Origin of the sequence: Streptomyces sp. NRRL F-5727 (genome assembly GCF_000719555.1) — a bacterium.
Classification (GTDB): Bacteria; Actinomycetota; Actinomycetes; order Streptomycetales; family Streptomycetaceae; genus Streptomyces.
Genome location: NZ_JOGX01000027.1, coordinates 63,310 through 78,346, shown reverse-complemented (window position 1 = coordinate 78,346; position 15,037 = coordinate 63,310). Strand labels below are relative to the sequence as shown.

Here is a 15,037-nt window from a genome sequence, read left to right as displayed (position 1 = left end):
GGGGCACCTTTTTCCGCCCTGACGCGCTGTCCTATCGGGTCACGGGGTAGACCAGCGCGGTCGCGAGGGCGGCGAGACCCTCGGCGCGGCCGGTCAGGCCGAGTCCGTCGGTGGTGGTGCCGGAGACGGAGACGGGGGCGCCGGCCGCCTCGCTGAGCGCCTTCTGGGCCTCGTCGCGGCGCTTGCCGATCTTGGGGCGGACGCCGACGACCTGGACGGCGATGTTGCCGATCTCGTATCCCTCGGCGCGGACGATCCGGGCGGCCTCGGCGAGGAGGGTGGTGCCGGAGGCGCCGGCGTACTCGGGGCGGGAGGTGCCGAAGTGGGCGCCGAGGTCGCCGATGCCGGCGGCGGAGAAGAGGGCGTCGCAGGCGGCGTGGGCGGCGACGTCGCCGTCGGAGTGCCCGGCGAGGCCGTACCCGTCGCTGTCGGGGCCTTCCCACAGGAGGCCGGCGCACCAGAGTTCGCGGCCCTGTTCGAAGGCGTGGACGTCGGTGCCGATGCCGGTGCGGGGGATGACGGGGAGATCAGAAGCCATCGTTGGCCCTCCTGCGGGCGAGTACGGCCTCGGCGAGGACGAGGTCGAGGGGGCGGGTCACCTTGAACGCCTCTTCGTGGCCGGGCACGACGACGACGGGCGCGCCGAGCCGTTCGACCATGCCGGCGTCGTCGGTGGCGCCCTCGCCGGCGAGGGCGATGGTGGCGTGGGCGTTGACCAGGGTGTCGTGGTCGAAGCCCTGGGGGGTCTGGACGGCGCGGAGGCGGGCGCGGACCGGCGTGGCGACGACCTGCTCGGGGTCGCCGGGGGTGCCGGCGGGCTCGACCTCCTTGACGGTGTCGGCGACCGGCAGGGCGGGGACGACGGCGACGGCGCCGTCGCGGACGGCCTCGATGACGGCGTCGACGGTGTCGACGGGGACGAGGGGGCGGGCCGCGTCGTGGACGAGGACGGTGGTGATGCCGTCGGGGAGCGCCTTGAGGCCGAGGTGGACGGACTCCTGGCGGGTGTCGCCGCCGGCGACGACGAGGTAGTCGGTGCGCTCGGGGAGGGCGTGGTCGTCGAGGAGGTGTTTGACCTCGGCGACGCCGTCGGCGGGGGCGACCACGACGACGAGCTGGACCGCGCGGGAGGCGGCCATGGCGCGGACGGCGTGGATGAGCATGGGGGTGCCGTTCAGCGCGCGCAGCGCTTTCGGGGCGCCCGGACCAAGGCGTACGCCCCGCCCGGCGGCGGGGATCACCACGGCGGTACGGCTAGGACGCGCTTCGTCAGACATCGGTTGCACTCCGGCAGGTTTGTTTCCGCGGGCGACGTGGGTATGGCGTCAGCAGGCTTTGATACGACGCCTCGACCGGGCCCTTTCCGTGACGACGGTCGGGGCGTCGCCATGCGAGAGCCGCAGGTCCGGGGCTTGTCGGTGTCGGGGAGGACGTAGAGAGAGACGAACATGCCGCAGTGCCCGGCGACGGGACTGTGGAATCGGTGATTCACAGCTCGTCGGCGGGCACCGCGGCATTACTGCTGGGCATGGTGTGCGCCAGGCGTCAGGACGCGAGCACCTCGTCGAGGAGGGCCTCGGCCTTGTCCTCGTTCGTGTTCTCGGCGAGCGCCAGCTCACTCACCAGGATCTGCCGAGCCTTGGCGAGCATGCGCTTCTCACCTGCGGAGAGACCGCGCTCGCGCTCGCGGCGCCAGAGATCCCGGACCACTTCGGCGACCTTGATGACATCGCCGGAGGCGAGCTTCTCGAGGTTCGCCTTGTAGCGGCGGGACCAGTTCGTCGGCTCCTCGGCGTACGGCGCGCGCAGCACCTCGAAGACCCGGTCCAGCCCGTCCTGCCCGACAACGTCGCGCACGCCTACGAACTCCGCGTTGTCCGCCGGCACGCGAACCGTCAGGTCGCCCTGCGCGACCTTGAGCACCAAGTAGGTCTTGTCCACGCCTTTGATCTGGCGAGTTTCGATGGCCTCGATCAGCGCGGCCCCGTGATGGGGATAGACCACGGTGTCGCCAACCTTGAACGTCATGTGACAGGTACCCCTTCCGTGGCTATCCAGGGTAACACGGAAACGGCTTCTCCTGAATGGCGTTTCCGCAGGTCAGGGCATATCTCGGGGCTTGACAAGTGTGTCGCCCGCGTGCTGCGGAGGGCTTCCGGAAGGCGGTATTCGCAGGTCGGAGCGGCTGTGTCGACAGAGAGAAACGCGCACGTTACGCACATCCGGGACCCGCCTGAGCGGGCGATATGTCCTGGTTCGTCCGGCCGGGAGTGGCCTCCTTCACGTACTCCGTTCGAGGATCGACCACCCGTACGGAGGGATCGCGGCGAGAATCCGGAATTCGATCAGCGGGCGACCCGTCCGTGCTTTTCCGTAAGGGAAGGGATGCGGAATGCGACGCGGCCGACGGAATTGATCACGTCGGTTATGTGAACGCAGGGCCAATGGGATGTGTTCCGGCCACCGCGCCGCACCGCGCGGGGGCCGGGCGGCCGGGGCCTCGGGCAGGGCGCGGGCGCTAAGGGGCGGGTCGGGTGCGGGACGGAGAGTCAGGCTCGGTAACCTAAGCGCGCTGACGCACCTTTAGCTGGTCCTTAGTCCCTCTTCCGTCCGTACGTCCTAGGAGTTGCCGCCGCCGTGAGCCGCAGCCTTCGACGCGGCGCCCTCGCCGCCACCGCCATCGTGTTCTCGATCGCCGCGCTGTCCGCCTGCGGTGCGGGCAACGACGCCCAGACGCTCGGTGTCCGGCCCGACAACGCCGCCGTCACGGTGGACGACGTCAAGATCCAGAACGCGCTCGTCATCACCCAGCCGACGCCCGGCGCCAAGGGCCCGGCCGTCGTCTCGGCCACCGTCTTCAACAACGGCAGCGACCCGCAGACGCTGGAGTCGATCAGCCTGCCCGGCAGCAACGCGGCGGTCGTCCTCAAGTCCGCGAAGGGCTCCGGCCCGGTGGTCGTCCCCGCCGGCGGCTCCGTCGTGATCGGCGGCGCGGGCAACGCCTCCGCCACCATCGAGAACGGCCACGAGGCCGCGAAGAACGGCGACGCGCAGAAGGTCACCTTCAAGCTCAGCGAGACCGGTGACGTCTCCCTGGAGGCGTTCGTCGTCCCGTCGACGAGCTACTTCAAGGAGTTCGGCCCGTCCGAGGTCCCGCTCCCGCCCGGCGCCACCCCCTCCGCCGAAGCCACCGCCGAGTCCGGCGAGCACGGGGAGTCCGGCGAGCACGGTGCCGACCACGGCGCCGAGCACGGCGAGGCCAGCCCGACCGCCGGCCACTGAGCCGAGCCCGCACGACGCCGAGAGGGGCGCCCCCGCTGGGGGCGCCCCTCTCGGCGTATGCACCACGTCGTCTCTTCACGGCTGGAACCCGGCCCCACATGCGCCCCTCGCACCGCTCGGCCCCAAGGGGCCTCCCGGGCTTCGAGACGCTGTGCCGGACCCCGTCCGGCCCCGTGGGCGGGCGCGGATCCTACGGCTCGAACTTGTAGCCCAGGCCCCGGACCGTGACCAGATAGCGCGGGGCCCCCGGGTCGGGCTCGAACCCAGCCCCACGTGCGCCCCTCGCACCGCTCGGCCCCAAGGGGCCTCCCGGGCTTCGGGACGCTGTGCCGGACTCCGTCCGGCCCCGTGGGCGGGCGCGGATCCTACGGCTCGAACTTGTAGCCCAGGCCCCGGACCGTGACCAGATAGCGCGGGGCACCCGGGTCGGGTTCGATCTTGGCGCGGAGGCGCTTGACGTGGACGTCGAGGGTCTTGGTGTCGCCCACGTAGTCGGCGCCCCAGACGCGGTCGATGAGCTGCATGCGGGTGAGGACGCGGCCCGCGTTGCGCAGCAGCATCTCCAGGAGGTCGAACTCCTTCAGGGGGAGGTCGATCTTGGCGCCGCCGACCGTCACCACGTGCCGGTCGACGTCCATGCGGACCGGGCCGGCCTCCAGGGCCGCCGGGGTGACCTCCTCCGGTTCGCCGCGCCGGCGCAGCACCGCGCGGATGCGGGCCACCAGCTCACGGGAGGAGAAGGGCTTCGTCACGTAGTCGTCGGCTCCTATCTCCAGCCCGACGACCTTGTCGATCTCGCTGTCCTTCGCGGTCACCATGATGACCGGGACGTTGGAGCGGCCCCGCAGCTGCCGGCAGACCTCCGTGCCGGGCAGGCCCGGCAGCATCAGGTCGAGGAGGACGAGGTCCGCTCCGTTGCGCTCGAACTCGTCGAGTCCGTCGGGGCCGGTCGCCGCCACGGCGACCTCGAAGCCCTCCTTGCGGAGCATGTACGACAGGGCGTCGCTGAAGGATTCCTCATCCTCGACGACAAGGACTCGGGTCACGGAAGGACCTCCGGTGCAGGGAGCGGTTCGGTCATGAGATCGGGGGTGAGGGAGGAGGCGGCGGTCCGGCGGTCCCGTGCGGAGCCCGCCTCGGGCAGCCGCAGGGTGAAGGTGGAGCCCTGACCCTCGGTGCTCCAGACCGTGACCTCTCCGCCGTGCGAGGCGGCCACGTGCTTGACGATCGCGAGCCCGAGCCCCGTACCGCCGGTGGCACGCGAGCGTGCCGGGTCGACGCGGTAGAAGCGCTCGAAGATCCGCTCGCGGTCCTTCTCCGGGATGCCGATGCCCTGGTCGGTCACGGCTATCTCGATGAGGTCCCCGCCGGGCGCCGCGACCCGGCGGGCGGCGATGCCCACGCGGGTCCGGGCCGGCGAGTAGTTGACGGCGTTCTCGACCAGGTTGCCGAGGGCCGCGGCGAGCTGGCCGCGGCTGCCCCAGACGTACAGGTCGGCCGCGCCGCCGGAGGCCATGGTGATCTGCTTGGTGGAGGCCGGGTGCCGCGAGCGGTCGATCGCCTCGGCGACCAGCTCGTCCACGGAGACCGGCTCGGAGTCCTCCAGCGGGTCGTCGTTCTGCACCCGCGAGAGGTCGATGAGCTCCTGGACCAGGTTGGTCAGCCGGGTCGCCTCGATCTGCATCCGGCCCGCGAAGCGCATGACCGCCTCGGGGTCGTCCGAGGCGTCCATGACGGCCTCGGAGAGCAGCGAGAGCGCCCCGACCGGGGTCTTCAGCTCGTGGCTCACGTTCGCGACGAAGTCGCGCCGTACCGCTTCGATGCGGCGGGCCTCCGTCAGGTCCTCGACCAGGAGCAGCACGAGCCGCGAGCCGAGCGGGGCGACCCGCGCGGAGACGGCGAGGGCCTCGCCGCGTCCGCCGCCGCGCCGGGGCAGGTCCAGCTCGACCTGGCGTATCTCCCCGTCCCTGCGGGTGTCGCGGGCCATGTTGAGCATCGGCTCCACGGCCAGCTTCCCGCCGCGGACGAGCCCGAGGGCGTACGCCGCCGAGCTCGCCTTGACCACGGAGTCGCTCTCGTCGAGCACGACGGCGGAGGAGCGCAGTACGGAGAGCACGGTGTCGACGCCGGGCGGCAGCACGGCGTCGGTGTGCAGGGAGGTGCGGGTGGGTCGCGCCTGGTCGCGCTCGCTCCAGCGGAACGCCAGCATGGCGATCACGCCGGTGCACACGCCGGCGATCGCGGCCAATGCGGCGACCGCCGCGTTCACGTCCATGCCATCCAGGTTATGCGTGGTCACGGACACTCTCCCAGCCGTCCGAGTGGCTGCTCGAACACTCGTCGCTCAGAGTTCACCCTGGGGACGGGACCGGTTCATTTGCCCTGGGAGGGGCGGGGGCCCGCGTCGCCCAGAGTTCACCTTCAGGCCAGGGGTGGTTCATACGAGGGGATGGAGCCGGACGCCCAGGGGGCCGAACGTGGGAGCGTGGGGTCCGGAGCGACCATCCCCATCACCCCATCACGAAGCGAAGAAAGCACTGCCGGAGAGAGGGACATCCATGCGGGACGCGTACCACGAGGAACTTGATTCGATCGGCGAGGGCCTGGTCGAGATGGCCCGCCTGGTCGGGTCGGCGATCGGGCGCGCCACCACGGCGATGCTCGACGCGGACCTGAAGCTCGCGGAGAGCGTGATCGCCGCCGACCAGAAGGTCGACGACCTCCAGCACGACCTGGAGGCGCGGGCGATAGCGCTGCTCGCCCGGCAGCAGCCGGTGGCGACGGACCTGCGGATCGTGGTCACCTCGCTGCGGATGAGCGCCGACCTGGAGCGCTCGGGCGACCTGGCGCAGCACGTGGCCAAGCTGACGCGGCTGCGCTTCCCGGACCGCGCGGTCCCGAACGACCTGCACGCCACCATCCTCCAGATGGGCCAGCTGGCGCAGCGCCTGATGGCGAAGGCCGCCGAGGTGATCATCACCAAGGACGTCGACCTGGCGATGCAGCTGGAGCAGGACGACGACGAGATGGACCTGCTGCACCGGGCGCTCTTCCAGCACCTGATGGACGACCGGTGGAAGCACGGCATCGAGACGGCCGTGGACGTGACGCTGCTGGGCCGGTACTACGAGCGGTTCGCCGACCACGCGGTGTCGGTGGCGAAGCGCGTGGTCTACCTGGTGACGGGCGAGCACGCGGACGAGCTCCAGCCGCAGGACACCCCGGTCGAGGGCGCGTAGGGCGTACCGGGGGGCGTACGGGCGCACGGGGCTTCCGTGCGCCGTTGATGCGCCGGTCGGGGTGGGCATGGAATGGGGGACGAGGGACGATCCGCGTCCCGCGAGGGAGGGACCCCATGGCCGATTCCCCCAGCACGACCGACACCTCGGCGGAGGCCCCGCGCGAGCGGACGCACCTGCCCGTCCTGGGCGCCTGCGGCTGCGGTTCCGGCTGCGGCTGCGGCTGCCAGTCGGGGGCGCCGTGCCAGTGCGGCGGCTGCTCGGGCTGACGTGAGAGGGGGAGGGTCCCGTCCGGCCCTCCCCCGCCCTCCTCACAGCTCCCGTACGCCGACGGTCTGGCCGCCGCTCTCCTCGCCGGTGGTGCGGAAGCCGAGCCGGCGGTAGAACTCCCCGGGCCCGTCCGCGCCGGGCTCCCAGGTGACGTACATGCGCGTGGCTCCGCGCCGGCGCAGCTCCTCGGCGACGGCGTCGACGGCGAAGCGGCCGTATCCGGCGCCCTGGGCGTCGGCGGCGATGTTCAGCCGCCACAGCCCGCTGCGCCGGTCGGCCGGGTCCTCCTCGCCGCGCCAGGCGATGTCGAGGAAGGCCATGACGAAGCCGACGAGCCGGTCGCCGTCGAAGACCAGCCGGGGCCAGGCGGTCTCCCCGTACGCGTACGCCTCGGCGAGCGACTTCGTGACGGGTGCGACGTTCTTCTCCTGATGGGGGTGGACGCGCAGGGCGAGGGCGGCGTCCACGGTGGCGGGGGTGACCCGCTCCAGGCGCGGTGATCGTGTCATGGACGGGACGGTAGCGGGCCTCCTGCCCCGTTCACCTCGGATTACCGTCGGTCACCCCTGGGCATCGACGGCTCCGCCCGACAGAATTGCGGCCATGCCCACCGCGCGAGCGACCCTCCTGACAGCGGCGGCGGCCGGTGCCGCCGCACTGCTGCTCACGGGCTGCTCGCCGGCGCCGGCCGGGCTGGCGGGGGTGTCCGTGGCGGAGGACGGCACGCCGCTCGGCGTGATCCTCATGTGCCACGACCACGTCGACGGCGCGACGCTCCACCCCGACGACGCCCCGGAGGCGGAGTCCCGGGAGATCACCGGCGACTGGCGGCACGACGGCCCGGTCACCGGCTTCACCACCTGGCCGCTGATGCACACCGCGGGCGCCCCGGCGGCCGAGGAGTGGACCGCCGAGCGGGAGACCGGCCGCCTGGAGAAGGGCCGCAGCTACCGGCTGACCGGCTGGACCGACGACGACACCTGGGCGGCCTCCCCGGTCCGCTTCACCCCGGAGGACCTGGCCCGCCTGAAGCCCGGCCAGGTGCGCTACACCCTGGACGACGAGATCCGCACGACCTCCCTCGACGCCTTCCGCGACGAAGCCTGCGACGAGGCCGCGGGCGGCCGCGAGGAACACTGACGACCACGGACGACGGGAGCCCCCGACCCGACCGGGCCGGGGCTAAAGCTGTGGCTGACGTCTTCGAGGGTGCGTACGCTCCCCGTCGCCGAGGAACTGGGGGCCTGATGGATGAAGGGTACGAGACCGAGTACGTCACCCTGGTCTGTGACGACCCGGCCTTCGATGTCGTGCTCCTCGACTGCGGGCCGCGTGAGATGGACGTGGTCCAGGCCGTACGTCAGGTGACGGGGCTCAGCCTCTGGCACAGCAGGGTGCTCACGCGGCAGGCTCCCCTCACCATCCTGGATACCTGGCCCCAGGACGTGGCCGACGATGCCGTCGCCGTACTGCGAAGCGCCGGCGCCCGGGCAGAAGCCAGGCAGAGACCGGAGTCCGACGAGAGTGCGGCCCCATCCCCCTGACGGCCCCAGCCGACGAAGAAGCCCCCTCCCAGCGGAGAAACCGCAGGTAGGGGGCTCTTTCGCAAGTAAGGACTACTTCTTGCCCTGGTTCTTGACGGCCTCGATGGCGGCCGCGGCGGCCTCCGGGTCGAGGTAGGTGCCGCCGGGGTTGAGGGGCTTGAAGTCGGCGTCCAGCTCGTAGGAGAGCGGGATGCCGGTGGGGATGTTGAGGCCCGCGATGTCGGCGTCGGAGATGCCGTCGAGGTGCTTCACCAGGGCGCGGAGGCTGTTGCCGTGGGCGGCGACCAGGACCGTGCGGCCGGCGAGGAGGTCCGGGACGATGCCGTCGTACCAGTACGGGAGCATGCGCTCGACGACGTCCTTGAGGCACTCGGTCTGCGGGCGCAGCTCCGGCGGGATCGTCGCGTAGCGGGCGTCGTCGGCCTGCGAGAACTCGCTGTCGTCGGCGAGGGCCGGCGGCGGGGTGTCGTACGAGCGGCGCCAGAGCATGAACTGCTCCTCGCCGAACTCGGCGAGGGTCTGCGCCTTGTCCTTGCCCTGGAGGGCGCCGTAGTGACGCTCGTTCAGGCGCCAGGAGCGGTGGACCGGGATCCAGTGGCGGTCCGCGGCCTCCAGCGCGAGCTGCGCGGTGCGGATGGCGCGCTTCTGGAGGGAGGTGTGCAGCACGTCGGGGAGCAGGCCGGCGTCCTTGAGCAGCTCGCCGCCGCGCGTCGCCTCCTTCTCACCCTTCGCGGTGAGGTTCACGTCCACCCATCCGGTGAACAGATTCTTCTCGTTCCACTCGCTCTCGCCGTGGCGGAGGAGGATCAGCTTGTACGGTGCGTCGGCCATGCGTACGAGCCTAATGGACCGCTGACGATTGACGCGCGTCGTCAATTCGCTGGCGTCCGCCTGCCGAGATGCGTAAGTTTCGAGAGCCGTTGGAGGGACTTACAGCACGCAGGGGGCGCCCACACATGTCCATCGACTCGCTCAGACGATCGGCGGTCGCGACCGTCTCCGGTCTGCCGCAGGGCTTCTGGTGGCTGTGGCTCTCGACCCTGGTGAACCGGACCGGGGCCTTCGTCCTGACGTTCCTCTCCCTCTATCTGACGACCGAGCTCGGGCACTCCGCCTGGTTCGCCGGTCTGGTCGTCGCCCTCCACGGCCTCGGCGGCGTCGCCGGCTCCCCGCTCGGCGGTGCCCTCACCGACCACTGGGGCCGCCGTCCCACGATGGTCACCATGCACCTGGCGGCCGCCGCCTGCGCCGCCGCGCTCGCCTTCGTCACCAGCGCCTGGGCCGTGGCCCTCGTCGTCCTGCTGATGGGCGTCGCCATGCAGGCGGTCCGGCCCTCCATCAACGCGACGATCGCCGACATGGTCCCCGCCGACGACGTGCGCCGCGCCTACGCCCTCAACTACTGGGCGCTCAACCTGGGCTTCGCCGTCGCCTCCATCGCGGGCGGCGCCGCCGCCGTCCTCGGCTACCGCACCCTCTTCGTCGTCGACGCCGTCGCCACCACCCTGTGTGCGGTGATCGTCTTCCTGCGGCTGCCGGAGACCCGCCCCGAGCGGGCGAAGGCGCGGGACGGGGAGGAGAAGGACGACGAGCGGGTGTCCATGCTGGACGTGCTGCGCGACGCGCCCTTCCGGACCCTCGTCCTCCTCAACCTGCTGGTCTGCGTGGTCTTCACCGCGCCCTGGATCGGTCTGCCGCTGACCATGGCCGAGCAGGGCCTCTCGCCGTCCTCGTACGGCATGGTGATCGCCGTCAACGGCATCGTGATCGTCGGCTTCCAGCTGCTGGTGAACAAGGTGACCGACCGGCGTTCGCCGGTGGTCCTGCTGACCGTGTCCGCCCTGCTGTTCGCGGTCGGCACCGGCGCCACCGCGCTGGCCGGGTCGGCCGTCGCCTTCGCCGCGACCGTCGTGGTGTGGACGGTCGGCGAGATGGTCCACGTGCCGACGAACGCCGCCGCCACCGCCCGGCTCGCCCCGGAGCACGCCCGTGGCCGCTACCAGGGCGTGATGGGCATGTCGTGGGCGGTCGCCGGCTTCGTCGCGCCGGTGGTGGCCGGCGCGGTCGTCGACGGGCCGGGCTCGGACGTGCTGTGGGCCGGCACCTTCGCGATCGGCGTCCTCGCCGCCGTCGGCTACACCCTGCGGCTGCGCAAGGCGCTGTGCGAGGAGGAGCCCGCGGCCGAGACGAGCGTGGTCGAGGAGTCCGTGGGCGAGAAGACCGTGGCCCAGGAGCGGCCCGCCGCCGAGGCTCCGGTCGTCAGCCTTGTTCCGGCGAAGCCGGAGCCCGCGTCAGGCTCCTGAACGCGTCCAGGTTCCGCGTCGACTCCCCGCGGGAGACCCGCCAGGCGTACTCCCGCCGGATGGCCGACGCGAAGCCGAGTTCGAGCAGCGTGTTGAAGTCGCCGTCCGCCGCCTCCAGGACCGAGCCGAGCAGCCGGTCCAGCTCCTCCGGCGTGACGGCGGCCAGCGGCAGCTTGCCGGCCAGGTAGATGTCGCCGAGCTGGTCGATCGCGTACCCCACCCCGTACAGCTTGAGGTTCCGTTCGAGGAGCCAGCGGTGGACGCCGGCCTCGTTCTCGTCGGGGTGGCGGACGACGAAGGCGTTGAGCGAGAGGGAGTGCCGGCCGATCCGCAGCGACAGCGTGGTGGACAGCTTGCGGGTGCCGGGGAGCTTGACCACGTACGAGCCGGGGTCGGGGCTCTCCCACTCCAGCTCCGCGTCGGTGAGCGTGTCCTCGACGATCCGCCGGGTGTCCCGCGCGTCCTGAGCGTCCTGAACGTCAGCCATGGTGGGAGCGTACGCGACGGTGGTGCGCGCGCTGCCGGTGGTCGTGCATGGCGGCCGTGTACACGTCGGCGGTGCCCGAGGCGGCCGTGTCCCAGCCGAAGGACTCGGCGTGCCGGGCGGCCGCGTCGCCCATCCGCGCGGTGAGCTCCGGCTCGGCGGCGAAACGATCCAGCACGCGCGCGTAGTCGACGGGGTCGTGGCCCTGCACCAGGAAACCGGTCCGCTCGTCCCGTACGGCCACCGGCAGACCGCCCACCGCGGCGGCGACGACCGGCGTGCCGGTCGCCTGCGCCTCGATCGCGACCAGCCCGAAGGACTCGCTGTACGAGGGCATGACGAGGACCGACGCGGCCCGGAACCAGTCCGCGAGCCGCTCCTGGCCCACCGGCGGGTGGAAGCGCACCAGATCGGCGATGCCCAGCTTGGCGGCGAGCTTCTGCAGCTGCTCCGGCTTGGCGAGGCCGCTGCCGCTGGGGCCGCCGACCACCGGCACCACCATCCGGGAGCGCAGCGAGGGGTCGCGGTCGACCATCAGGGCGGCGGCGCGCAGCAGGATGTCGGGTGCCTTGAGGGGCTGGATGCGGCCGGCGAAGACGGGGACGAAGGCGTCCCGGGGCAGGCCGAGGCGGGCGCGCGCGGCGGCCCGGCCGTCGGCGGGCCGGAAGCGGTCGAGGTTGACCCCGGGGTGGACGACCGCGATCTTGCCGGGGTCCGCCTCGTAGAAGCGGGCCAGCTCGTCGGCCTCCTCGGTGGTGTTGGCGATCAGCCGGTCCGCGGCGGCGACGATCTGCGTCTCGCCGATGACCCGGGCGGCGGGCTCGGGGGTGTCGCCCTCGGCGAGCGAGGCGTTCTTGACCTTGGCCATGGTGTGCATGGCGTGCACGAGCGGGACGCCCCACCGCTCGGCGGCGAGCCAGCCGACGTGGCCGGAGAGCCAGTAGTGCGAGTGGACGAGGTCGTAGTGGCCGGGGCGGTGGCCCGCCCACGCCTGCATCACGCCGTGCGTGAAGGCGCAGAGCTGGGCCGGCAGCTCCTCCTTGGCCAGCCCCTCGTACGGGCCGGCGTCGACGTGCCGCACCAGGACCCCGGGGGCCAGCTCGACGACGGGCGCGAGGCCGCCGGTGGTGGCCCGGGTGAAGATCTCCACCTCGATGTCGATGGCCGCGAGCCGCTTGGCGAGCTCGACGATGTACACGTTCATGCCGCCCGCGTCGCCGGTGCCCGGCTGGTGGAGCGGTGAGGTGTGCACGGAGAGCATGGCCACCCGGCGGGGGGTGCGGTGACGGCCGGGAAGCCGGAGCCGGGAGGGGGCTGCCGGGTGCCGGTGCCGGGTGCCGGCGAACCGGGACACGTACTGGCTCACGTCGGCGGTCCTTCCGCGAGAGGTGCCTGGCGGGGCTGTTTTCGGCCGGGGCGGCCGCACCGGCACGGCCGGGTCCACCGGACATGCCTGAGGGAGGGCGCACACGTCCTCCGGCCGGTCACAACACCGGAGCGGACTCTTTCATTTCCGCCACCGGCGCACTTTGCCAATTCATTGCCCGGACCACGCAGTGGGGCCCGACTCCCCGGAGCTCGGCGCCGGCGGCCGTACGCGCGCGTGCCCACGCGGCCGGCGCCGTACGCGCACGGCGCCGGCGGCCGCCGTACGCGCGCGTGCGCCACGTACCCTCGTCGCATGGCCCCGCGCACCACCCGCCCCGTCGGCACCCCGACCCGCGGGACCACCAACCCGAACCGGCTGCGCCGCATGGACCGCTGGATCGCCGCCGTCCACGGCCCCGCCCTGCGCCGCTCCCCCGAGCCGCCCGTGGCCGTCGACCTCGGGTACGGGGCCGCCCCCTGGACCGCCGTCGAGCTGCTGGCCCGGCTGCGCACCGCCGACCCCCGCACCCTGCTGTACGGGATCGAGATCGAGCCGGCGCGGGTCGAGGCCGCGAAGCCGTACGAGGGCGGGGGCCTGTCCTTCGTCCACGGCGGCTTCGAGGTGCCGGTGCCCGGCGCGCCCGCGCTGATCCGGGCCGCGAACGTGCTCCGCCAGTACGACGAGGAGCAGGTCGCGGCGGTCTGGGAGCGGCTGCGCGGGCGGCTCGCGCCCGGCGGGCTGCTCGTCGAGGGGACCTGCGACGAGATCGGGCGCCGGCACGTGTGGGTGGCGCTGGACCGGGGCGGGCCGCGCACGGTCACCTTCGCGACCCGGCTGGGCTCCCTGGAGCGGCCCTCGGACCTGGCCGAGCGGCTGCCGAAGGCGCTGATCCACCGCAACGTGCCGGGCGAGCCGGTCCACGCCTTCCTGCGGGACTTCGACCGGGCCTGGGCGGCGGCCGCGCCGTACGCCTCGCTGGGCGCCCGGCAGCGCTGGATCCGCTCAGTCCGCGACCTGACGGGCGACTGGCCGGTGGTGGACGGTCCCGGGCGGTGGCGGCAGGGCGAGGTGACGGTCCGCTGGGACGCGCTCGCGCCGCGGGAGACGTGAGAGACGCGAGTGACGTGGACGGCGTGGACGGCGTGGACGGCGTGGACGGCGTGGACGGCGTGGACGGCGTGGACGGCGTGGACGGCGTGGACGGCGTGAAAGACGGTGGGGCCGGCGTGAAAGACGGTGGGGCCGGCGGGTGACCGGCCGGCGTCCCGGGGCCTCCAGCGCCCCGCGACACGCCCGTATCCCCCTGCCGCGGGAACGTCACCCGCCCATCGGCCGTCACTCTGGCGGGGGACCTGTCGTTTTCCGTTTCCGCGTGGCACTATCGCCAGGACCACCACAAGTTACTGACGGTAAATCAGAAAGTGGCCGAGGGGGTACCGAGGTCACGTAGGGGGAACCAGTGAACCGAGGACGCCGACGTCCGTACGCCGCCGCCGCGGTCACCGTGGCCTGCGCCCTGGCCCTGCTGGTCACGCCCGCGCTGACCCTCCAGGCCGCCGCCGCCCCGCTGCCGCCGCCCCCGCCGAAGAAGACCCTCGAACAGGTCCGTACGGAGATCGACGGGCTCTACCGGCAGGCGGCCGCCGCCACGGACGCGTACAACCTCGCCGAGGAGCGCACCGAGAAGCAGTCCGCCGAGATCGTCCGGCTCGCCCGCATGATCGAGAGCGGCCGGAAGCGGATCGACACCCTCAAGGCCCAGGCCGGCGCCACCGCCCGCGCCCAGTACCGCAACGGCGGCATCCCCGACAGCGCCCAGCTCGTCCTCACCGGCGACCCGCAGCTGTTCCTCGACACCGCCGGCCGGCTCCGCGAGGGCGCCAAGGCCACCACCGACCTCATCGCCGAACTCTCCCGCGCCCAGGCCGAACTGAACACCTACGCCACCGAGGCCGGCGACAACTGGACCCAGCTGGAGGCCGACCGGCTCCGGCAGGCCGAGGCGAAGAAGGAGATCAACGACAAGATCGCCGCCGCGAAGAAGCTGGAGAGCGAGCTCGCCGCCGAGGAGCGCGAGCGGCTCCGCCGGCTGGAGGAGCTGGCCCGGCAGCAGTCCCAGACGAAGTGGCTCGACTCCGGCATCCTCGCCGAGCTCAGCTCCCAGGCCACCCCCGAGGGCCGCAGGGCCATCGAGTCCGCCCTCGCGCAGGTCGGCAAGCCGTACGTGTGGGGCGCCGAGGGCCCGGACTCCTTCGACTGCTCCGGCCTGACCCAGTCCGCCTGGGCCGCGGCCGGCAAGCGGATCCCGCGCACCTCGCAGGAGCAGTGGCGGCTGCTCCCGCGCGTCCAGCCGGAGGACATGCGTCCCGGCGACCTGATCGTCTACTACCAGGACGCCAGCCACATCGGCATGTACATCGGCGACGGGAAGATGGTCCACGCGCCCCGCCCCGGCCGGAACGTCACCGTCGCGGGTGCCGGCTCGATGGAGATCCTCGGCATCGTCCGCCCGACCTGACGGAGGGGGCCGCCGACCCGGTCCCGGC

18 protein-coding genes are annotated in these 15,037 nt (G+C 72.6%); 9 read left to right on the top strand and 9 right to left on the bottom strand.

Going from position 1 to position 15,037, the window contains the following annotated elements; translation table 11 throughout:
• Positions 1 to 31: 31 nt before the first annotated feature.
• From ispF to IF73_RS0119710, 3 genes are all read right to left on the bottom strand, one after another.
• Positions 32 to 538 carry a 2-C-methyl-D-erythritol 2,4-cyclodiphosphate synthase gene (ispF, locus tag IF73_RS0119720; RefSeq protein ID WP_031009792.1) on the bottom strand — a complete coding sequence of 169 codons (507 nt, stop codon included), beginning with the start codon at positions 536 to 538 and terminating at the stop codon, positions 32 to 34.
• Positions 528 to 1,277 (bottom strand): 2-C-methyl-D-erythritol 4-phosphate cytidylyltransferase, encoded by a 750-nt coding sequence (gene ispD / locus IF73_RS0119715; protein WP_031009791.1) that lies wholly within the window; start codon positions 1,275 to 1,277, stop codon positions 528 to 530. The genes ispF and ispD overlap by 11 nt, the downstream gene beginning before the upstream one ends.
• A 268-nt stretch (positions 1,278 to 1,545) precedes the next feature.
• Positions 1,546 to 2,028 (bottom strand): CarD family transcriptional regulator, encoded by a 483-nt coding sequence (locus IF73_RS0119710; RefSeq protein WP_003953493.1) that lies wholly within the window; start codon positions 2,026 to 2,028, stop codon positions 1,546 to 1,548.
• 609 nt (positions 2,029 to 2,637) lie between these two features.
• On the opposite strand from IF73_RS0119710, the gene IF73_RS0119705 reads away from it, so the two are divergent.
• Positions 2,638 to 3,282: a hypothetical protein gene (locus IF73_RS0119705; protein ID WP_031009789.1), complete on the top strand. Its 645-nt coding sequence runs from the start codon at positions 2,638 to 2,640 to the stop codon at positions 3,280 to 3,282.
• 365 nt (positions 3,283 to 3,647) lie between these two features.
• Here the strand turns inward: IF73_RS0119705 and IF73_RS0119700 are convergent, their stop codons facing one another.
• Positions 3,648 to 4,328, bottom strand: coding sequence for a response regulator transcription factor (locus tag IF73_RS0119700; protein ID WP_030750460.1), 681 nt, complete (start codon positions 4,326 to 4,328; stop codon positions 3,648 to 3,650).
• Positions 4,325 to 5,557 (bottom strand): sensor histidine kinase, encoded by a 1,233-nt coding sequence (locus IF73_RS0119695; protein ID WP_030495563.1) that lies wholly within the window; start codon positions 5,555 to 5,557, stop codon positions 4,325 to 4,327. Before IF73_RS0119695 ends, IF73_RS0119700 begins: the two co-directional genes overlap by 4 nt.
• A 283-nt stretch (positions 5,558 to 5,840) precedes the next feature.
• Between IF73_RS0119695 and phoU the strand changes: the two genes are divergently transcribed.
• Positions 5,841 to 6,521: a phosphate signaling complex protein PhoU gene (phoU, locus tag IF73_RS0119690; protein ID WP_031009786.1), complete on the top strand. Its 681-nt coding sequence runs from the start codon at positions 5,841 to 5,843 to the stop codon at positions 6,519 to 6,521.
• Between the two features lie 116 nt (positions 6,522 to 6,637).
• Positions 6,638 to 6,790 (top strand): hypothetical protein, encoded by a 153-nt coding sequence (locus IF73_RS41480; RefSeq protein WP_199806673.1) that lies wholly within the window; start codon positions 6,638 to 6,640, stop codon positions 6,788 to 6,790.
• A 42-nt stretch (positions 6,791 to 6,832) separates the two neighbouring features.
• Here IF73_RS41480 and IF73_RS0119685 read toward each other — a convergent pair whose 3' ends face one another.
• Entirely contained in the window at positions 6,833 to 7,300 is a 468-nt protein-coding gene (locus IF73_RS0119685) for a GNAT family N-acetyltransferase (RefSeq protein WP_031009785.1), read from the bottom strand.
• A gap of 94 nt (positions 7,301 to 7,394) precedes the next feature.
• Here IF73_RS0119685 and IF73_RS0119680 point away from each other — a divergent pair, with 94 nt between their 5' ends.
• Together IF73_RS0119680 and IF73_RS0119675 are read left to right on the top strand one after the other, a co-directional pair.
• Positions 7,395 to 7,931, top strand: coding sequence for a hypothetical protein (locus IF73_RS0119680; protein WP_031009782.1), 537 nt, complete (start codon positions 7,395 to 7,397; stop codon positions 7,929 to 7,931).
• Between the two features lie 107 nt (positions 7,932 to 8,038).
• Positions 8,039 to 8,335, top strand: a complete 297-nt coding sequence (locus tag IF73_RS0119675) for a ribosomal protein L7/L12 (protein ID WP_031009780.1) — start codon at positions 8,039 to 8,041, stop codon at positions 8,333 to 8,335.
• Between the two features lie 72 nt (positions 8,336 to 8,407).
• Here IF73_RS0119675 and IF73_RS0119670 read toward each other — a convergent pair whose 3' ends face one another.
• Positions 8,408 to 9,166 carry a phosphoglyceromutase gene (locus tag IF73_RS0119670; RefSeq protein WP_031009779.1) on the bottom strand — a complete coding sequence of 253 codons (759 nt, stop codon included), beginning with the start codon at positions 9,164 to 9,166 and terminating at the stop codon, positions 8,408 to 8,410.
• 125 nt (positions 9,167 to 9,291) lie between these two features.
• Here IF73_RS0119670 and IF73_RS0119665 point away from each other — a divergent pair, with 125 nt between their 5' ends.
• Positions 9,292 to 10,638 carry an MDR family MFS transporter gene (locus tag IF73_RS0119665; RefSeq protein WP_031009777.1) on the top strand — a complete coding sequence of 449 codons (1,347 nt, stop codon included), beginning with the start codon at positions 9,292 to 9,294 and terminating at the stop codon, positions 10,636 to 10,638.
• Here the strand turns inward: IF73_RS0119665 and IF73_RS0119660 are convergent.
• Together IF73_RS0119660 and mshA are read right to left on the bottom strand one after the other, a co-directional pair.
• A complete protein-coding gene (locus IF73_RS0119660; RefSeq protein WP_031009774.1) occupies positions 10,595 to 11,125 on the bottom strand; it encodes a YbjN domain-containing protein in 531 nt (176 codons plus the stop codon). The genes IF73_RS0119665 and IF73_RS0119660 overlap by 44 nt on opposite strands.
• The gene (gene mshA / locus IF73_RS0119655) at positions 11,118 to 12,488 is read right to left on the bottom strand and encodes a D-inositol-3-phosphate glycosyltransferase (RefSeq protein WP_031009766.1); all 1,371 of its coding nucleotides are present in this window, start codon (positions 12,486 to 12,488) and stop codon (positions 11,118 to 11,120) included. Before mshA ends, IF73_RS0119660 begins: the two co-directional genes overlap by 8 nt.
• A gap of 315 nt (positions 12,489 to 12,803) precedes the next feature.
• Between mshA and IF73_RS0119650 the strand changes: the two genes are divergently transcribed.
• The 3 genes from IF73_RS0119650 (at position 12,804) to IF73_RS0119640 (ending at position 15,009) form a co-directional block, all read left to right on the top strand.
• Positions 12,804 to 13,601, top strand: coding sequence for a class I SAM-dependent methyltransferase (locus tag IF73_RS0119650; RefSeq protein ID WP_031009764.1), 798 nt, complete (start codon positions 12,804 to 12,806; stop codon positions 13,599 to 13,601).
• 14 nt (positions 13,602 to 13,615) lie between these two features.
• A complete protein-coding gene (locus tag IF73_RS42590; protein WP_267883588.1) occupies positions 13,616 to 13,744 on the top strand; it encodes a hypothetical protein in 129 nt (42 codons plus the stop codon).
• Between the two features lie 206 nt (positions 13,745 to 13,950).
• Positions 13,951 to 15,009, top strand: coding sequence for a C40 family peptidase (locus IF73_RS0119640; protein ID WP_031009761.1), 1,059 nt, complete (start codon positions 13,951 to 13,953; stop codon positions 15,007 to 15,009).
• Positions 15,010 to 15,037 lie beyond the last annotated feature (28 nt).